This is a genomic window from Acinetobacter genomosp. 33YU, assembly GCF_001990725.1.
GTDB lineage: Bacteria > Pseudomonadota > Gammaproteobacteria > Pseudomonadales > Moraxellaceae > Acinetobacter > Acinetobacter seifertii.
In genome coordinates this window covers 240,874-256,613 of sequence record NZ_LFZQ01000004.1, presented here as the reverse complement: position 1 = coordinate 256,613, position 15,740 = coordinate 240,874, and the positions used below count along the sequence as shown (strand labels likewise).

Annotated in this window: 16 protein-coding genes, 2 tRNA genes and 1 riboswitch; of the genes, 9 read left to right on the top strand and 9 right to left on the bottom strand. The window is 40.4% G+C overall.

What is annotated here, in order from left to right:
- Positions 1 to 31 precede the first annotated feature (31 nt).
- The 5 genes from AC056_RS04120 (at position 32) to AC056_RS04095 (ending at position 3,264) form a co-directional block, all read left to right on the top strand.
- Positions 32 to 670, top strand: coding sequence for an SAM-dependent methyltransferase (locus tag AC056_RS04120; protein WP_077162820.1), 639 nt, complete (start codon positions 32 to 34; stop codon positions 668 to 670).
- Positions 660 to 1,865 carry a TIGR03862 family flavoprotein gene (locus AC056_RS04115; protein ID WP_077162819.1) on the top strand — a complete coding sequence of 402 codons (1,206 nt, stop codon included), beginning with the start codon at positions 660 to 662 and terminating at the stop codon, positions 1,863 to 1,865. The genes AC056_RS04120 and AC056_RS04115 overlap by 11 nt, the downstream gene beginning before the upstream one ends.
- A gap of 77 nt (positions 1,866 to 1,942) precedes the next feature.
- Positions 1,943 to 2,353 (top strand): GFA family protein, encoded by a 411-nt coding sequence (locus AC056_RS04110; RefSeq protein ID WP_000075988.1) that lies wholly within the window; start codon positions 1,943 to 1,945, stop codon positions 2,351 to 2,353.
- A 44-nt stretch (positions 2,354 to 2,397) separates the two neighbouring features.
- A riboswitch (Fluoride riboswitch) is annotated at positions 2,398 to 2,464 on the top strand.
- Between the two features lie 124 nt (positions 2,465 to 2,588).
- Positions 2,589 to 2,969, top strand: a complete 381-nt coding sequence (gene crcB / locus AC056_RS04105) for a fluoride efflux transporter CrcB (RefSeq protein WP_077162818.1) — start codon at positions 2,589 to 2,591, stop codon at positions 2,967 to 2,969.
- Between the two features lie 166 nt (positions 2,970 to 3,135).
- Entirely contained in the window at positions 3,136 to 3,264 is a 129-nt protein-coding gene (locus tag AC056_RS04095) for a hypothetical protein (RefSeq protein ID WP_002053279.1), read from the top strand.
- 132 nt (positions 3,265 to 3,396) lie between these two features.
- Here AC056_RS04095 and AC056_RS04090 read toward each other — a convergent pair whose 3' ends face one another.
- The 3 genes from AC056_RS04090 to AC056_RS04080 form a co-directional block, all read right to left on the bottom strand.
- Positions 3,397 to 3,729: a HopJ type III effector protein gene (locus AC056_RS04090; protein WP_002114866.1), complete on the bottom strand. Its 333-nt coding sequence runs from the start codon at positions 3,727 to 3,729 to the stop codon at positions 3,397 to 3,399.
- 253 nt (positions 3,730 to 3,982) lie between these two features.
- A complete protein-coding gene (locus AC056_RS04085; RefSeq protein ID WP_077162817.1) occupies positions 3,983 to 4,237 on the bottom strand; it encodes a type B 50S ribosomal protein L31 in 255 nt (84 codons plus the stop codon).
- 100 nt (positions 4,238 to 4,337) lie between these two features.
- Positions 4,338 to 5,636, bottom strand: a complete 1,299-nt coding sequence (locus tag AC056_RS04080) for an ABC1 kinase family protein (RefSeq protein ID WP_077162816.1) — start codon at positions 5,634 to 5,636, stop codon at positions 4,338 to 4,340.
- 257 nt (positions 5,637 to 5,893) lie between these two features.
- Here AC056_RS04080 and AC056_RS04075 point away from each other — a divergent pair, with 257 nt between their 5' ends.
- Both AC056_RS04075 and AC056_RS04070 read left to right on the top strand, forming a co-directional pair.
- Positions 5,894 to 7,141, top strand: coding sequence for an SfnB family sulfur acquisition oxidoreductase (locus AC056_RS04075; protein ID WP_077162815.1), 1,248 nt, complete (start codon positions 5,894 to 5,896; stop codon positions 7,139 to 7,141).
- A 32-nt stretch (positions 7,142 to 7,173) separates the two neighbouring features.
- Positions 7,174 to 8,424 carry an acyl-CoA dehydrogenase family protein gene (locus tag AC056_RS04070; protein ID WP_077162814.1) on the top strand — a complete coding sequence of 417 codons (1,251 nt, stop codon included), beginning with the start codon at positions 7,174 to 7,176 and terminating at the stop codon, positions 8,422 to 8,424.
- Between the two features lie 34 nt (positions 8,425 to 8,458).
- Here the strand turns inward: AC056_RS04070 and abeM are convergent, their stop codons facing one another.
- The gene (abeM, locus tag AC056_RS04065) at positions 8,459 to 9,805 is read right to left on the bottom strand and encodes an MATE family efflux transporter (RefSeq protein ID WP_213033468.1); all 1,347 of its coding nucleotides are present in this window, start codon (positions 9,803 to 9,805) and stop codon (positions 8,459 to 8,461) included.
- A gap of 32 nt (positions 9,806 to 9,837) precedes the next feature.
- Positions 9,838 to 10,299, bottom strand: a complete 462-nt coding sequence (locus AC056_RS04060) for a DMT family transporter (protein ID WP_004698953.1) — start codon at positions 10,297 to 10,299, stop codon at positions 9,838 to 9,840.
- A 117-nt stretch (positions 10,300 to 10,416) separates the two neighbouring features.
- Between AC056_RS04060 and hemW the strand changes: the two genes are divergently transcribed.
- Entirely contained in the window at positions 10,417 to 11,571 is a 1,155-nt protein-coding gene (gene hemW, locus AC056_RS04055) for a radical SAM family heme chaperone HemW (RefSeq protein ID WP_077162812.1), read from the top strand.
- 51 nt (positions 11,572 to 11,622) lie between these two features.
- On the opposite strand, the gene AC056_RS04050 is transcribed toward hemW, so the two are convergent.
- Positions 11,623 to 12,378, bottom strand: a complete 756-nt coding sequence (locus tag AC056_RS04050) for an SDR family oxidoreductase (protein WP_077162811.1) — start codon at positions 12,376 to 12,378, stop codon at positions 11,623 to 11,625.
- A gap of 113 nt (positions 12,379 to 12,491) precedes the next feature.
- Between AC056_RS04050 and AC056_RS04045 the strand changes: the two genes are divergently transcribed.
- Positions 12,492 to 13,388, top strand: a complete 897-nt coding sequence (locus AC056_RS04045; RefSeq protein ID WP_077162810.1) for a LysR family transcriptional regulator — start codon at positions 12,492 to 12,494, stop codon at positions 13,386 to 13,388.
- Positions 13,389 to 13,452: 64 nt separating this feature from the next.
- Here AC056_RS04045 and AC056_RS04040 read toward each other — a convergent pair.
- The 3 genes from AC056_RS04040 to AC056_RS04030 all read right to left on the bottom strand — a co-directional run bounded on the left by AC056_RS04040 (position 13,453) and on the right by AC056_RS04030 (position 15,700).
- Positions 13,453 to 13,528: transfer RNA gene (locus tag AC056_RS04040), tRNA-Lys, on the bottom strand.
- A gap of 22 nt (positions 13,529 to 13,550) precedes the next feature.
- A tRNA-Lys gene (locus AC056_RS04035) sits at positions 13,551 to 13,626 on the bottom strand.
- A 232-nt stretch (positions 13,627 to 13,858) separates the two neighbouring features.
- Entirely contained in the window at positions 13,859 to 15,700 is a 1,842-nt protein-coding gene (locus AC056_RS04030; protein WP_077162809.1) for a long-chain-acyl-CoA synthetase, read from the bottom strand.
- Positions 15,701 to 15,740: the final 40 nt, after the last annotated feature.

The window sequence follows — 15,740 nt, the reverse complement described above, 5'->3', positions numbered from 1 at the left end:
TAGACTTGTGCCGATTTTTATTTAGTTTGATGTGATTATGCAGATTCGTCAATTTCAAGCACAACGTATGCAAGCGCCTCGTGATTTTACCCCAATTGAAAATACTCCAATTTGTGTAGAAATTGGGGCGGGCAAAGGTAAACATGCTTTGCTATTTAGTGGGCAAAATCCACAGCACACGTTATATGCGATTGAACGAACCCGAGAAAAATTCTTGGCAATGCAAAAGCAGCATGGTTTAGAACCACGAGAAAATCTGGTACCTGTACATGCGGATGCTTTGCCGTGGGTGGTACATGCTTTACACCCTGCACAAGTTGAACATTTTTTTATTCTCTATCCGAACCCTGAACCTCATAATCCGGCACAGCGCTGGTTAAACATGCCATTTTTTGAGTTTTTGTTATCACGTCTGAAAACAGGCGGAACCATTACTTTGGCAAGTAATATTCCTGAATATATTGAAGAAGCTGAACAACAGTTATTAAATGTGTGGAAGCTGCCTTACCAAAAAGAAAAAATTGCACAAACTTCTGCACGTACTCATTTTGAAATTAAATATTTAGAGCGTGGTGAGCTTTGCCAACAGCTCATAATCAGCAAGCCTGAAGGTTATCAAACTCGATTTGATGAATTTACGCCACTGCAAGGGCAAACACATGGCGAGTAAGCGCATTGCCATTATCGGTGCTGGTCCGGCTGGTTTAATGGCAGCTGAGGTACTGAGCCAGTATGATTATGAAATTGATGTGTTTGAGCAAAAACCTTCGGCTGCGCGTAAGTTTTTGATGGCTGGTAAAACAGGTTTGAATATCTCGCATGCTGAACCATTAGCCCAGTTCATTGAACGTTATGACCATGCAGAATGGCTTAAACCGTGGGTTGAGAAATGGGATGCAGTCTGGATTCAGAACTGGATGAAAAGTCTGGGAATTGAATCTTATGTGGGCACTTCAGGTCGCATTTTTCCTGTTGAAATGAAAGCGGCTCCTTTACTTCGTGCTTGGTTAAAACGTTTAGCAGAACAGCAAGTTAAATTCTTTTATCGTCATCGTTGTATTAATTTGCAAGGTACAACAGTGACTTTAGAAAACCAAAATAATCAAAGCAGCAAGACTTTTACCCAACAATACGATGCAGTCGTATTGGCTTGTGGGGCTGTATCTTGGTCTCAATTGGGTAGTGATGGTGCTTGGCAGCAATGGATAGATCAATCCAGTATTAAACCTTTTAAAGCAAGTAATGCAGGGGTATTGCACACTTGGTCAGCTTTTATGGAAAGCTGTTTTGGTGAACCTTTAAAGCGTATCAATGCGTGGGTTGAGCCTAGCCAAGTTACTCATGGCGATATTGTGATTACTCACTATGGTTTAGAAAGTGGTGTCATTTATAAACTTGGACGAGCTTTAAGAGAACAACAAAAACAAGGGAAAAGCTTAAATCTATTTTTAGATTTATTGCCTGATGTAGAGCTTACACAGTTAGTTAAAAAATTACAGGCTAGCAAAAAACAATCGCTTACTAATATTTGGCGTAAAGCAGGTTTAGACACGGCCAAAATTAACTTAATTAGAGAAGTGGTTGATAAAGCGCTATGGAACCAACCAGAGGCTATGGCTCAGCAAATTAAAGCACTTCAAATCAAGTTAAGTGGCTTTAGACCGATTGAAGAAGCAATTAGCTGTGCTGGTGGTGTTAAGCAAGGTGCATTAACTGAAAGCCTAGAGCTTAAACAAACCTCAGGTGTTTTTTGCTGTGGTGAAATGCTGGATTGGGATGCTCCTACAGGCGGCTATTTGCTTACAGCATGTTTTGCTACTGGACGAGCTGCTGGTGAAGGCGTGCATTCATTCTTAGAGAAATAACGGCAAATTCGCTGCTATGTTTGATATGTGAAAAGTGTTATTTTTGAGCGATCAATAATAATAGGATTTAAAAGGACATGTCTCAAGCATCACCAGTTTATCAAGGAAGTTGTTTATGTCAGGGTATTCGCTATGAAATTAAGGGCGATATCGGAGATATTATTCAGTGTCACTGCCAACGATGCCGAAAATCCAATGGAACAGCATTTGCCACCAATGCTCCTGTTAAAAGTACAGATTTTAAAATTACCCAAGGTGAAGATCTCGTCAAAAAATTTGCTGTGAATGGTGTGTATCGCTGGTTTTGTAGCGAATGTGGTTCACCGCTTATTAGCTCGCGTGATGCCCAGCCTGAACTGTATCGTGTAAGAATTGGGTCACTCGATACACCATTAGACCAAAAGCCGACAATGCATATTTTTGCTGCTTCAAAAGCAGAGTGGGAAAGCATTTGTGACGATTTACCGCAATACGATGAACGTCCATGATTTAATAAGTATGTTTTAATCAACTTTTAGATGATTTAATATACTTAAAACGGGGAGATGGCATTCCTCCCTTGAAAAACCGCCATATCGGCTAATGATGCCTACGTTACCCTCATATATTTATATCGCTGGGTACGTAGGTTATTGCGTACTCTGCTTATTTTTGGAGTACGCCATGTCATATTTTCCTTCATTAATTTTTGCTCTTTTAGCATCTCACTAAAGGGGTGGTTCTATGTATTATCCTTTACTTTCAATTGCTTTAGGCTCAGTTCTAGGGGCGTGGTTGCGTTGGTTTTTAGGTTTAAAACTGAATCCAGTTTATCCGCAAATTCCATTGGGTACTGTCACTGTTAATTTAGTCGGTGGCTTTATTATTGGTTTTGCGATGGCTTATTTTGCTCATAGTGATTTGAGTCCGAATTATAAGCTTTTCGTAATCACTGGCTTTTGTGGTGCTTTAACTACATTTTCAACGTTCTCGATTGAGATTGTGACTTTATTGCAAAGTGGTAAGTTGGGAATGGCGATGTTGGCAATTTCTATTCATTTAATTGGGTCGTTAATTTTTACGTGTTTGGGTTTGGCGACTTATTATTGGGTAGCAGGCAACTGATTATTCAAATGTTTAAGGAGCGATATATACTGCACGGCCTCCGTTTTAAGATATTCTCCAAGGCCATTTGTATAGGCATACCTTACTTTTGAGAGATCAAAAGTAAGCAAAAATCTTTTGTTTCGCTGATGCTACATCCATGTAGCACAGCAAAACAGCGGCATCCATGCCGCTTGTCACGATAGTAAATGACGAATTAAAAACATCTGATTTATTTTGGGATTTGATACGCGTTAAAGTCATCAACAGCCTGACTGAAATCAGCTATATATTGTTTTTGCAAAATATTGGATAAGTGCAATCGGGGAACAGGTTCTGTTGATGACAAATGCCTTTGGTTACTTTGGGCAAAACCAAAGTAACAGAATTAGCTACTTTCATTTGAGAATAAACGGTAAGACTCCGTCGTGTATTCACAAATACTTAATTACTTTTCAGTTAAAGCCTGACCTTCAAACTTCACACCATCCCAACCATTTTGCATAAACTGACGAATATTTTGATGATCAGTTCCTTCTGGGGTAGCCAATACAGATGCATAGTGCTCTGCAAATAAACTTAAAGTTTGTGCTTGGTCTAAACCTTGTAACTTGGCAAAAGAGAAAACTTTCGCACTGCCTTGATTTTCAGTCGCAGCGTTATGCTGTGCACCATTTTGAAAAGCTGTTGGAGTATGTTGGTAACGTGCTTCAATATGAGCTAAAACGTCTGAAAATTTTGCTGTGCCTGCTTGTAATTGGGCAAGTAACTCTTGTGCCATAATCTTAAACTTCCTATCAAATGGGGCTTAAGCATAGCATCGAATACATGCTTTGAAAGCTTGGGAGCTATAAAAAAATGATGAGTTGTTGAAAATAATCAGAAGCGTTTTTAGACAAATTTGTGGATAAGTTTTAGTTTATACACAACTGAAAGAAGTTTGAAAAAATGCACATAAAAAAAGAAGCCTAAGTGGAGGAGATAGTCTTAGGCTTCCAATGATTTTAGTGTATTGGTCAAATCTTAACGCAAGATTAACTCTTACGACTGAAGCGACCGAAGCGTTTGTTAAAGCTTGCAACACGGCCTTCATTACTTGCTTGACGTACTTCACCTGTATAGAAAGGGTGCGAAGCACTTGAAATATCAAGGGTCACATAAGGATAGACTTTTCCTTGATATTCTTTGGTTTGTTTAGACTGAAGAGTACTACCGATTAAGAAGTAGACGTCTGCATTAGTGTCATGAAATAACACTTGTTGATAAGCAGGATGAATATCTTTACGCATGAGAGATTGTCCTAAATTATTTTTGATTAAAGAAATGTTATAACATAACATTAAATAAGTCAATGCAACCTCAAAAGGCTACATGGATCAGTTCATGGAATTAGTTAGAAGGTGGAACAAGTTCTTCAAATAAATCATTCAGGTTGTCATGTACTTTTAAGTGAATGAGGTTCCAGTAGTGTCCTGAAATGGTTCTATTGACCATTAAGGTATCTGGTGAAGGCTTAAAGACATCCCAATATTTTAAAGACTTCTTCACAAGTAACATGCCATCATGATGTGATGAGTTCTCTGCAAAGTCATAGCTTGTAGTAAGTGGACGCAATAACACTTCAATCCAGAGTTTATAAAGATCGCTCGGGAATTTACCTTTCTCGGTTAAAGAGTGCAGGGCAAGTAACTCAGTTTCAATAAGATCAATATCTTCATGACGAGCTGCATTCACCAATCGTTTGAAACTATAGACAATTTCATTGGAAAGCGTTTTAACACTGCCATAGTCATAAATAATGACACTGCCATCTTGGCGGAAGGCAAAGTTACCTGGGTGAGGGTCGCAGTGAAAACGTTTTAAAAAGAACATTTCCTGACCCAAAGCACGGATTAAACGACGGCCAATTGTATTGCGAATTTCGATAGGCCAAGAACTCGCAGTTTCAATACTGTCACCTTGTTCAAGACTTAAGGTCAAAATTCGTCTTGAAGAGTAATCTTTATAAACAGTCGGGATAATAATTTTATCATCTAACTTGCTATGAAAAGTTTTAAAGACCTCAAGATTTTGAGCCTCAATTTCATAGTTAAGCTCTGCTGACAGACTATCTTGAATCTCTGCAAAAAGTTGATCTTGCAGTTTTTTATCAATTTTAAGTACACCCATTAAACGAAGGGCTAAACGCACTTGTTTTAAGTCACTTTCACAGGCTTCATCAACACCGGGATATTGAACCTTAACCACAACTTGTTGGCCATTTGGCAAAACTGCTTTGTGGACTTGTCCAATTGATGCAGCGGCAAAAGGCTGTTCATCAAAAGATTTAAAGGCGGCATTGAGTGGCTTCCCAAGCTCACGTTCAACTTGTTGCTGAATCGCTGCAAAAGGCATGGCTGGAGCTTGGCGTTGTAGTTTTGATATCGCTTTAGCAACTTCTGGCGGGAAGATATCTTTATATTGCGATGCAATTTGCCCAACTTTCATGACAGCACCTTTCATTTCGCCTAAGGTGTCTGCAATCTGTAGACCGATATCTTGAAACAATTTAGTTTTTGCAGCTAGTTTCTGTTCTTCATCCGCAGCCAGGTTTCGAATCGAATTAGAAACGGTTTTTGTTGCAATGCTCGCGGTCATTCCTGCAAGTTTCATAAATCGTTTGCCAGGTGAACTTGCACTTTTTGCCATATCTTCGATACCTCGTTGACTACAACATAATATTGTCTAGTTTTGATCATAGGTGACAAAACTTAAAAAGCCTATATGAAATTGTTTAGCGCGTGTAAGAATATTTTCGAAAAACAATATGTTATTTTTAAAGTAAAAAATGTGAAAAGCTTTTTAAAATTCATTTCATAAACAAAGCTTTAATATCTATAAAGTCACTGTTTTTTTAGTGCTAAGGTGAATGGCATGTTAAATAAGAAATAGAGACAATAAAAGTTATGACCAGTCTAAACTCATCCTATGGTCGCTCTCAAGCGGTTCCTTTATCTGTATTTGAACAGACCAAAGACGCACAAATTATCCGTTCTGATGAAGAGGCAATTGAGGTTGCCAAGCAACTTGCTCAAGAGTTTGCTCAAGAAGCATCTGAGCGGGACAGAGAACGCCGTTTACCCTTAAATGAAATTCAACAGTTCTCACAAAGCGGTCTTTGGGCTATTACTGTGCCGAAGCAGTTTGGTGGCGCGCAAGTTAAGTATCGAACTTTAGCGGAAGTGATCAAAACAATTGCGAGTGTTGATCCATCTCTTGCTCAGTTGCCACAAAACCATTTGGCTTTTATTGAGCATTTAAGACTAGATGCGAAACCTGAACAGCAACAATTCTTTTTTAACTTGGTGTTAAGAGGAATTCGTTTTGGCAACGCATTTTCCGAAAAACATAGTAAGACAGTCGCGGACCTCACAACTAAACTTGAAAAGACCGAAGAGGGTTATGAAATTAACGGCAAAAAATTCTTTGCAACGGGTGCTTTGCTCGCACATTGGATTCCAATTGTTGCTGTAAATGAACAGGGGCAACCTTATGCCGCGCTTGTTCCACGGGAAACATCTGGGGTCAATATTATTAATGACTGGTCTGGTTTTGGACAACGTACTACGGCTAGTGGCACGGTAGAACTAAATCAGGTTCCAGTAGGTGAAGAATATATTGTTCCGATTTACCAAGCATTTGAACGTCCAACACCAGCAGGCGCTATTTCTCAGTTTATTCAGGCTGCGGTTGATGCTGGTATCGCGCGTGGTGCAATTGAAGAAACGATTCAATACGTCAAAAATCATAGCCGTGCATGGGTTGATTCAGGTCTGGAAAAAGCCAGTGATGACCCTTACACGATTGCAAACATTGGTGATTTAAAAATTAAATTGCGTGCAGCAGAAGCGGTACTGGACTTGGCTGGAGATGCAATTGATCAGGCCATTGCTGACACCACCGAAGAGCATGTAAACCAAGCCACACTATTGGTTGCCGAGGCAAAAGTACTCACTACAGAAATTGCTATTTTGGCAGCCAATAAACTTTTTGAGTTGTCGGGTACGCGTTCTACTTTATCTGAACTCAACCTTGACCGTCACTGGCGCAATGCCCGTACCCATACCTTGCATGACCCTGTGCGCTGGAAGTATCACATTGTCGGTAACTATTACCTCAATGGAGTCCAGCCACCTCGTCATGCATGGAGCTAAATTCAAGAAAAGACAAGATTAGGAGAATAACAATGACAACAGCTCAAATTGAATTAGAAGAACTGTCTGTAGGCGCTGATTATGAAAAGGTAGCAAACAGATTCCGTCCCATTTTTGAAAAAATTGCACAAGGGGCAATTCAACGGGAAAAAGAACGAATCTTGCCTTTTGAACCGATTCAGTGGCTAAAAGAAGCTAAGTTGGGTGCTGTACGAGTACCCCGTAAATATGGTGGAGATGGGGTTTCATTACCTCAACTTTTCCAGCTTTTAGCAGAGTTAGCAGAAGCTGACTCCAATATTGTACAAGCACTACGAGGGCATTTTGCATTCGTTGAAGACCGTTTGGTTGCTCATAAAGAGCATTCACAGGAGGTTTGGTTTCAGCGCTTTGTACAAGGCGATTTAGTCGGAAATGCATGGACAGAAGTTGGAAATGTACAGATTGGTGATGTCGTTACACGTGTCACAAAAGACGCTTCGGGTAACTTGGTCGTAAATGGTGAAAAGTACTATTCAACAGGAAGTATTTTTGCAGACTGGATTGATTTATTTGCCTACGATGAAGTGAACGACCGTCATGTGATTGCTGCTATTTACCGTCATGAAACAGGTGTAAGTGTGCTGGATGACTGGGATGGTTTTGGTCAAAAGACAACAGGCAGTGGTACTTTAAAAGTACATCAGGTCCATTTGCCAGCTTCAAACCTCATTCCATTTGATCAACGTTTTAAGTATCAAACCGCTTTTTATCAGGTGGTGCATCTCGCAACATTAACAGGTATTGCACGTGCCGCAGTCGAGACGTTTAGTCAAGAAATCCGTGACCGTAAACGTATTTTTAGTCATGGTAATGGTGACTTGGTTCGTCATGATCCGCAAGTTTTACAAGTAGTGGGTAAAGCCTCAGCTCAAGCCTATGCAAGTCTGGCAATCACCTTAAAAACGGCCGAGGCCTTGCAAAAGGCTTATGAAAGTCATTTTGCCGAGTCTGAAGTGAAAGAGCATCAGTTTAATGTAGATGCCGAGCTTGAGTCGGCACAAGGGCAGGTGGTAATTTCCAACCTAGTGCTCGATCTAACAAGTCAGTTATTTAATGCATTAGGTGCATCAGCAAGTAGCCAAGCGAAACAACTTGACCGTTTCTGGCGTAATACGCGTACTGTGTCTTCACATAATCCGCTTATTTACAAAGAAAAAGTGATTGGAGATTGGGAAGTAAACCGTACGGATTTACCTTTTGTCTGGCAAATTGGAGCAAGCCCGCGGGCAAAGTCTGCATAAAATAAAAAAAGCCGATGTTTCATCGGCTTTTTTATTAGGTTTGACTTAATCGTTTGGTATTTAAATAAAGCCGCGAGAGCAGTAAAACACAGGCAATGCTTAAGCCAATAATTAAACCTAGCCATACGCCAGCTACGCCCCAATGGGTATAACGTGCCAAGTAAAGCCCGATTGGAAAAGCAATTACCCAATACGCCATTAAGGTGATCCACATCGGCGCTTGGGTGTCTTGCATACCCCTTAAACAGCCAGCAGCACTGACCTGTAGAGCATCCATTAACTGATAACCCATTGCAAACCAGAGTAAATACATCGCAACAGGTACAACATTTATATCTTGAGTATAAACCGAGACAATTTGTTCACGGCCTAGAGCAATAAATGACATGGTCAATAGAGCAAAAAATACTGCTGTGCTCAAACCAATCTTTTGCACTTGGTACATAGAAGCCCAGTTCTTTTCACCATAATAGGTTCCCACGCGAATGGTTAAGGCAATCGCAAGTGAAAGCGGAATCATAAACAGCACCGAAGTAACTGAAATAGCCACTTGGTGCGCAGCAATAAATACTTCACCCAGTGGACTAAGCACCAATGCCCCTGTACTAAAAATACTTACTTCAAAGAACACCGCTAAACCAATTGGCAGACCAAGCTGTAAGATTCTTTTAACCCAAGTCAGGTTAATTTTATCAAATCTGCTAAAAATAGATGTATTTCTATAAGCTGAAGCTTTATAAATATAGCCAGCTAAAGTAATCAGCATGAGCCATTGTAAAATGGATGTTGCAAAGCCACAGCCTGCGCTACCTAAAGCAGGAATTGGCCCTAAGCCATGCATGAAAATCATGTTTAGAGGGATTAAAACCACTAAGGCCAATAAGCTAATCGCGGTGACAGGGCGTGGGTGGCCTAAAGCTTCTGAATAGCCACGTAGCGCTGCGTACATGGTGACGGCTGGCATACCTAACCCAATGGCATGTAAGAATAAGCTTGCTTTAGGTCGTAAGCTTTCTGGAACACCAAACACGTGTAGGAAAAACGGCATAAGCTGCAAAATGAGCATAGCCATTATACCTAAAATAATGGCAACCCATAATGACTGACGAACAATGACAGGAATTTGTTCTGTATTTCTAGCGCCTTTTGCCTCTGCAACTAGCGGTGTAGTTGCAATCATGATGCCACTGAACAGGAGCATGACTGGGATCCATAAACCGACCCCTACAGCAATTGCTGCTAAGTCGGCTGCAGATAAATGCCCTGCCATAATGGTGTCAATTAATCCGAACCCTGCTTGAGCAAACTGCGTAATTAAAATAGGTAGCATTAAATGGAAGAGTTGTTTTAATTCAGTCCGAAACGACGTGACATTCGACACAAAAGATACTCTTTATAAATATAAAAATGAAACTAGCGCTGTAGGGTGAGTAACACACCAACAAAGATCACCACTCCACCTAGGAACCGTTGCCATGTAACAGGAGTTTTGTCTGTACCTAACCATCCAAAATGGTCAAGCAACATAGAAATAACCAATTGTCCAAAAACGACTAGCCCTGTAAAGGTTAAAAAACCAAGCTTAGGTGCAGTATAAATGCTCATGCTAATTGCATAAACCCCAAGGAATCCTCCGGTCCAAAGAAGCCATGGAATATTAGATATTTCACTTAAAGTGGGTTTTTCAGCACTTTGGAAGAACACCATAATGGCTAAAACAATAGTACCTATGAAAAATGATAATAATGCCGCTTGCAAAGGTGAGTGTAGTTGCTCACGAAGCTGAGCATTAATTGCAGTTTGAAAAGCCATGGCAACACCGATTCCCATAGCTAAGGGTAAGATCAGGAAAAGTTGACTAGAGAATTTCATCATTTTTATCAATATTTAAGTATGTTTAAGAACAGTCTAAAGCAATTAAGGTATGTTTTCATAAGTCCATTGATGCAGTCATGTTAAAATAGAAATATTGTGTAAATTGGACCTTGTTCCTTGGCTGTATTAAATCCTGCTTCTGTTCCGTTATCTTTATATATCCACATGCCTTGGTGCGTGCGTAAATGTCCTTATTGCGACTTTAACTCGCATGCCGTGCCTGATGGTGCGCTTTCGGCAGAACTCGAGCAAACTTATCTAAAAGCGTTGGTAGCCGACTTCGAAACTCAAGTTGAGATGGCCCAAGGGCGTTCAATTCACAGTGTATTTATTGGGGGTGGAACGCCTTCACTCATTTCTGCCAAAGGTTATGCATGGCTATTTAAGCAGCTTAAGTCACGGCTTAACTTTGAAGATGACTGTGAAATTACCTTAGAAGCTAATCCGGGAACACTGGAACATGACCCGTTTGCAGGCTATTTAGAAGCGGGTATTAACCGTTTGTCGATTGGTATACAGACTTTTAATACCGATCACTTGCAAAAGCTTGGACGTATTCATTCAGCAAACAATGCTATGGATGCAATAGAGCAGGCAAGACTAGCAGGTTTTAAGCGAGTTAATGTCGATTTGATGCATGGTCTGCCTGAGCAAACGTTAGAGCAAGCACTTTATGACTTAAAGATGGCTGTAGAGCATGGTGCGACACATATCAGTTGGTATCAACTTACTATTGAGCCAAATACCGTATTTTTCCGAACTCAGCCTGTTTTACCTCAAGATGAGGTATTAGAAGATATTCAAGAGCAAGGTGAAGCCTATTTAAAAGCAAATGGCTTTGTAAACTATGAAGTGTCGGCTTGGCGTAAAGAACAACCTTCAGCCCATAATTTAAATTACTGGGAGTTTGGTGATTATCTTGCGATTGGTGCAGGTGCGCATGGCAAAGTAACACAGCCAGATGGCGTGTACCGTTTCCAAAAGACCCGTTTACCGAAAGATTACTTAGCTAAGGTTCCAGCCGAACATTTGCAAATGAAAAAGATTGAGGCAGATGAGCTACCTTTTGAGTTTATGATGAATGCCTTACGCTTAAATGATGGGGTAAACGCTGACTTATACGAACAGCGTACTGGTTTAAGTTTAGAGAGGCTAAAAGAGGTACTTACTTCACTACGTTCGAGAAAGTTATTGGTAGAGGATAGTGCTCGTTTAGCATGTACTGAGCAAGGGCATATTTTCTTAAACTCGGTACTAGAAGAGTTTTTATAATCCAATAGTCTTAAAGAAAAAGCCGCATGATGAGATGCGGCTTTTTTAATTTTAGCGGGTAGTATAACCGCCATTTGCGAAAATGGTTTGGCCGGTAATCCACCAACCATCGGTCACCAAAAAGCGAACTAGAGGTTCAATATCTTCAATTTTAGTAAGTCCACCTAAAGCTGAAGCAGATTTATGGTAAGCGACTGCTTCGGCAGACTCCTGACCATAAAAGAAAGGTGTATCCATGGGGCCGGGTGCAACAGCAGTCACAGAAATTTGGCGATCTCCAAATTCTTTCGATGCAGCGCGGGTGTAATGCTCAACAGGTGCTTTTAAACCTTCGTAGGTTGAATAGAGACCCGTGTAGGCTGCCAGAAGAGAAGTCACGATTGAACAGATTTTTCCGCCGTCATTTAAATGACGACCTGCCGATTGAATAAAGAAATAGGCAATTTTTGAGTTGATATCGCTCATGCTATCAAACTCTTGTTCTGTGGTTTCTAAAAATGATTTCTTTAAAACCTTTCCAACTGTATTAATGGCAATATCAATTCCACCAAAATGCTGTTTGGTATCTATGAAAAGTTTTTCGATGTTATCGATATGAGTTAGGTCTGCCTGAATTAAAACAGCATCTACACCGAATGCTTTTACATCTGCGAGTGTTTGTTCGGCATCTGCTTGTGTTTCTGAACTATTGTAGTGAATTGCGATTTTCGCACCGTGTTCTGCAAATTTACGGCTAATGAGTCCACCTAAGTTTTTTGCGCCGCCTGTAATCAATACAACTTTATCTTTAAGCGTATGAGTTGCCATGATGGTTATTCCTATGATGACTTGTTCTAATGTGTTTTTAGTCTAGATTGGCGGTAATTTTTGATCAATTATGCTAGTTTGGTTTAACTATTCAGAAAATACGAACAATTAAAATGGATCGGTTGCAGCAATTTTTTATTTTTACAGAAGTCGCTAAACGGCAAAGCTTTAGTGAAGTGGCACATCGACTCGATCTACCTCGCTCAACGGTAACCAGTGCCATTCAACAACTTGAAACTCACTATGGCGTACGCTTATTTCACCGCACCACTCGTAAAGTAAGCTTGACGCAAGATGGACAGCGAATATTGCCAGAGTGTCAAAACTTGTTGTTTGACTATGAACAATTAGAACAACTGATCCAGACGCAAAAACAGCATTATCGCGGCACATTAAAAATTTCAATGCCCAGTCGGATTGTGCATCAAGTGATTATTCCTGAGTTGTCAGATTTTTATCATCGTTATCCAGATATTCATTTGCAGCTCAATAGTTCTGATGACATGACTGACTTAATTGAAAAGGGGATTGACTGTGTTGTTCGGGTAGGTGAGCTAGATAGCAGTAGTTTAATTGCAAGATTGATTGGTCATTTGGTCATGGTGAACTGTGCAAGCCCCCATTACTTAGAACAGTACGGTACGCCTGAACAATTAGAAGATCTATCACAGCACAAACTGATTAACTACGCGGGAGCTGTAGGCGAAAAGCAGGGCGTATTTGTATATTCGGGTGGAACCGTCATGATGGATAGTGCTTTAAGTGTAAATAATACCGAAGCTTATAGTGCTGCGGCTTGTGCGGGCTTGGGGATTATTCAAGTTCCTTACTACGATGTTCAAGATAAAATAGAGCAAGGTATTTTAGTTGAAGTGTTGAGTGCTTATAGTGCAGCATCACTTCCACTTAACATTTTATATCCCAACAGAAGCTATATTCCAAAACGATTAGAAGTTTTTATGAGTTGGGTTGGAGAGGTTTTAAATCGCAAATGCATCGTCATCTTTTAGTCATAAAAAGAAAATAAGATAACAATAAAAAAGCCTCTCAAATTGTGAGAGGCTTTTTAGAATTTGGTGGGTCGTCCGCGACTCGAACGCGGGACCAACGGATTAAAAGTCCGCTGCTCTACCAACTGAGCTAACGACCCAAATAGGTTCAAAACAGATAAGTGGTGGGTCGTCCGCGACTCGAACGCGGGACCAACGGATTAAAAGTCCGCTGCTCTACCAACTGAGCTAACGACCCTGAGCGAGGATTAAGTAAAACAACGTTTTACCCGAGTGCAAGAGAAAATCTATGATTTTCTTAAGCAATCAAACTCGTATTGACTCAGAGAGAAGTAATACTTCTAAACACTGTATCGTTTTGATGTCGCGTATTTTAGCAAGTTATTCAACTAACACAAGAGGAAATTTAAAAACATTTGCATGATTGCCTATAAAAAGCACGATTTCCTCTTGTTTAGCTAAAAAATGAACTAAAAACGGTATTTATATGCCTGAATGTTGTCAAAAATTTCAGTTGTGATGTCACAATAACTGTTTGCACCAGGCAATAAAGCGAGTAAACGTTCAGAAGTTTTGCTCGGATTAAACGCATCTTCTTTCAGTTTATTCTTCTGATATTTAAAAGTACCTGTTGTTTCGACCTTTTTTTGTACACGTAAAAACACAGGTACGGCATAAGCAGGCAAGCACTTCTTAAAGACAGACACCATTTCGGTTAAATCTGCGTCATTTAACTCTTCACCATCTGCCAGCGTGATGGCTGCCATACCAGCACGACCATTGGTATTTGGAATTTCTACACCATAAACGACAGCTTCAGCAATTTTTTCGTATTCGCATACCATGTTTTCCACTTCAGTGGTCGATACGTTTTCACCTTTCCAGCGGAAAGTGTCGCCTAGACGGTCCACAAACTGAGCATGACGGAAACCAATATCTCGAACTAAATCACCTGTGTTGAAATAAGAGTCGCCTTTTTTGAAAACATCTTTCCAAATTACAGATTTGTTCTTTTCAGGGTCTGTATAACCGTCAAATGGAGAGCGGCTAGTAATTTTTCCAACTAGTAGGCCAACCTCACCTGCTTTAACTTTTTGACACCAGCCGTTTTTGTCGCGGATAGGCTCATTTTTCTCTTTATCGAACTGAACAATGGCATATGGTGTAGGAGAGAAGCCAACTGTGTTGTCGAAGTTGAAAATATTGCTAAATCCAACGTTACCTTCGCTCGATGCATAAAGTTCAAGCACTTCTTTAACGCCGAAACGTTGTTTGAACTTGTCCCAGATGTTTGGACGCATGCCGTTACCGATCATTTTGGTGACGCGGTGGTTACGGTCAAGTTCGGTAACTGGAGCATCCATTAGGTAACGGCAAAGTTCGCCAACATAACCAATTGCAGACGCATTAAATTTTTGAACGTCTTTCCAGAATGCGCTAGTCGAATATTTACGTCGAATAGCAAGAGTAGAGCTGCCTGCGATTACACCACACCAGCAAACCACCACACCTGTTGCATGATAAAGCGGTAAGGTAACGTACATAACGTCATCTGGGCCTAAGTTTAAGATATGACCATAAGTGCCATACGCTAATGTCCAGCGACTGTGCTTGAAAATAACAGCCTTTGGCAAACCTGTTGTACCAGAGGTGTAGATATAGAACAGGCCATCATTACCCGTCACAGAACGAGTAGTCGATGGGTTAAATTTTGGAAATTGATCAATTTTTTCAGCTAGATTCGCATAACCTTGAGGTGCTTTACCTGCATTTTGACGTGTTGCTTGATCTGCAAACCAATGAAAACGGTCTTTAGGAACATTTAAATCTTGGCGAATTTCATCAATAGCTGCTCGAACTTCTTCACCCGCAATAACAGCAATTGGCTTTACGAGATTGATGCTATGGGCGAGAACTTTACCGACTTGAGATGTATTCACAAGTGCAATGGTCACCCCAATTTTAGCCAAACCAACAATTGTTGCGATTAGCTCGGAGCGGTTTTCAATCATTACAGCAATGACGTCCCCTTTACGCGCTCCAATAGAAAGATAGTAATGAGAAATCTGGTTTGCCCATTCATTTAAAGCTTCATAAGAATAACTTTGATCTTCAAATAATAATGCCGTGCCTTTTGGATTCCGTTTAACAGCTTTTTCAAAAGCAATACCCAAACCTGTTGGAGTATGTGATGTTCTTAAATAAGCCTGTTTAAGACCATTTAGGATATGGGGTACTTTGGGAATGAAGCTAGGAAGTCTTGTGGCAACATCACCAAGAGTAATGATATCGGTCTGTGTTGTCTGGCTCATATCAATCCTATTTATTTTTCGATCAATCCAAAAAAGGTTG

What these genes read in the sequence shown, in the direction of transcription:
- AC056_RS04115 (WP_077162819.1), top strand. Translation starts at nt 660, where the DNA reads ATGGCGAGTAAGCGCATTGCCATTATCGGTGCTGGTCCGGCTGGTTTA.
- AC056_RS04110 (WP_000075988.1), top strand. Translation starts at nt 1,943, where the DNA reads ATGTCTCAAGCATCACCAGTTTATCAAGGAAGTTGTTTATGTCAGGGT.
- crcB (WP_077162818.1), top strand. Translation starts at nt 2,589, where the DNA reads ATGTATTATCCTTTACTTTCAATTGCTTTAGGCTCAGTTCTAGGGGCG.
- AC056_RS04095 (WP_002053279.1), top strand. Translation starts at nt 3,136, where the DNA reads ATGCCGCTTGTCACGATAGTAAATGACGAATTAAAAACATCTGATTTA.
- AC056_RS04090 (WP_002114866.1), bottom strand. Translation starts at nt 3,729, where the DNA reads ATGGCACAAGAGTTACTTGCCCAATTACAAGCAGGCACAGCAAAATTT.
- AC056_RS04085 (WP_077162817.1), bottom strand. Translation starts at nt 4,237, where the DNA reads ATGCGTAAAGATATTCATCCTGCTTATCAACAAGTGTTATTTCATGAC.
- AC056_RS04080 (WP_077162816.1), bottom strand. Translation starts at nt 5,636, where the DNA reads ATGGCAAAAAGTGCAAGTTCACCTGGCAAACGATTTATGAAACTTGCA.
- AC056_RS04075 (WP_077162815.1), top strand. Translation starts at nt 5,894, where the DNA reads ATGACCAGTCTAAACTCATCCTATGGTCGCTCTCAAGCGGTTCCTTTA.
- AC056_RS04070 (WP_077162814.1), top strand. Translation starts at nt 7,174, where the DNA reads ATGACAACAGCTCAAATTGAATTAGAAGAACTGTCTGTAGGCGCTGAT.
- AC056_RS04060 (WP_004698953.1), bottom strand. Translation starts at nt 10,299, where the DNA reads ATGATGAAATTCTCTAGTCAACTTTTCCTGATCTTACCCTTAGCTATG.
- AC056_RS04050 (WP_077162811.1), bottom strand. Translation starts at nt 12,378, where the DNA reads ATGGCAACTCATACGCTTAAAGATAAAGTTGTATTGATTACAGGCGGC.
- AC056_RS04045 (WP_077162810.1), top strand. Translation starts at nt 12,492, where the DNA reads ATGGATCGGTTGCAGCAATTTTTTATTTTTACAGAAGTCGCTAAACGG.
- AC056_RS04030 (WP_077162809.1), bottom strand. Translation starts at nt 15,700, where the DNA reads ATGAGCCAGACAACACAGACCGATATCATTACTCTTGGTGATGTTGCC.